1 protein-coding gene is annotated in these 1,755 nt (G+C 62.6%); it reads left to right on the top strand.

Annotated elements, in window-relative coordinates; genetic code table 11:
* A partial coding sequence (locus VGD20_RS07905) for a glycoside hydrolase family 97 protein (protein WP_331133922.1) occupies positions 1–1,755 on the top strand: 1,755 nt, incomplete at both ends.

The following is a 1,755-nucleotide window of genomic DNA, read 5'->3' as shown; positions in this document are numbered from 1 at the left end:
AGCGCCGTGGCGAGACGGTGATCGCGCCGTCGCCACTCGGGCTGGACATCCTCTATACGAAGAATTTCGGCGCCTTCGATTTCGCATCAAGCAGCCGGCGCTCGGTCGATGTCGAGCACAAGCTGATCGCAACCAAGGCGTCGAGCGCGCGCGACCATTTCAACGAAGTCGTGATCGCCATGACCGAGCGCGGCGACGGCCGGCGCATGGACCTGATCATCCGCGCCTATGACGACGGGGTCGCGTTCCGTTATCGCGTGCCGGTCCAGCCGCAGCTCAAATCAGTGTCGCTGATGAACGAGCGGACCCAGTTCAATTTTCCGGCCGATTACAGCTGCTACGGCTTCAACACCGGCCGCATGGATTTGAGCCATGAGGGGATGTACGAGCCGGTCAAATCCTCGGCGATCCGCTGGTATCATCTCTACGACCCGCCCTTCACTTGCAAGACCGCGTCGGGCAAGACGAGTTTCCTGCTGACCGAGGCCGATCTCACCGACTATGGCGGGCTGTATCTGCGCGGCCGCATGGATGGCGGGCTGGGAATGGCCTCGCAGATTTCGCTGCGCTGGGACAACCGCCGCCTTGGCGCGCTCCGCGATATTTCGAAGGAGGATATGGTGACGCCCTGGCGCGTCGTGATGCTCGCCGACCATGCGGGCGACCTGATCCCGTCGAACCTGATCGGCAATTTGAATCCGCAGCCGAAGACCGACATGTCGTGGGTGAAGGCCGGCAAGGCGGCGTGGGACTGGTGGTCCGATCCGCACCCGGCGCCGCCGGCGGGCGAGGGCATGACGATGGCCTCGATCAAGCGGTTCATCGATTTCGCCGCGGAATCGGGCTTTCCCTATCTGATGCTCGACGAAGGCTGGAGCTTCCGTCCCGTCTACGACCCCAACAATCTCAGCAACGCCGATATCCTGAAGGTCCGGCCCAATCTCGATATGCCCGCCCTCGTCGAATATGCGCGCAAAAAGAATGTCGGCATCCTGCTGTGGGTGCAGTGGGACCTGCTCGACAAGAAGCTCGTTCCCGCGTTCGACCTTTATGCAAGCTGGGGCATCAAGGGCATCAAGATCGACTTCATGGACCGCGACGACCAGGAGATGGTCGGTTTCTTCCACCGCGTGATGGAGGAGGCGACGAAGCGCAAGCTGCTCGTCAACATGCACTCGGCCTATCATCCAACGGGCATGAACCGCACCTATCCCAATTATATCACGCAGGAAGGCGTGATGGGCGCCGAATATAACAAATGGGGCAACGCGATTACCTCGCGGCACAATGTCACCATTCCCTTCACGCGCATGGTGCTGGGGCCGATCGACTATACGCCGGGCGGCTTCCGCAACGTCGATCCCAAGGATTTCAAATTCCACTGGAACGCGCCTGAGGTGCAGACGACGCGCGCGCACCAGCTGGCGATGTTCGTCGTCTATGAAAGCCCGCTGCAGAGCGTTGCCGATAACCCCGACCTCTATCGCGCCGCGCCCGAATTCGATTTCATCAAGGCGGTGCCCGCCGACTGGGACGAGACGCGCTTCATCGCGGGCGACATCGGCGAATATGTCGTCGTCGCGCGCCGCAAGGCCCGCGACTGGTATGTCGGCGCGATGACCAACGAAGCAGGGCGGACGGTCGATGTGCCGCTCGGCTTCCTTGGCGACGGCCGCTTTGCCGCGCAGCTTTGGACCGATGGAGAAACACCCGCGGCGGTCGTGCGCGACCGCCGGGCGGCCGTCGCACGCGGCG

Origin of the sequence: Sphingopyxis sp., from assembly GCF_036402335.1 — a bacterium.
Classification (GTDB): Bacteria; Pseudomonadota; Alphaproteobacteria; order Sphingomonadales; family Sphingomonadaceae; genus Sphingopyxis.
The sequence above is the reverse complement of the archived record's forward strand: the minus strand, read 5'-3'. Positions and strand labels throughout refer to the sequence as shown.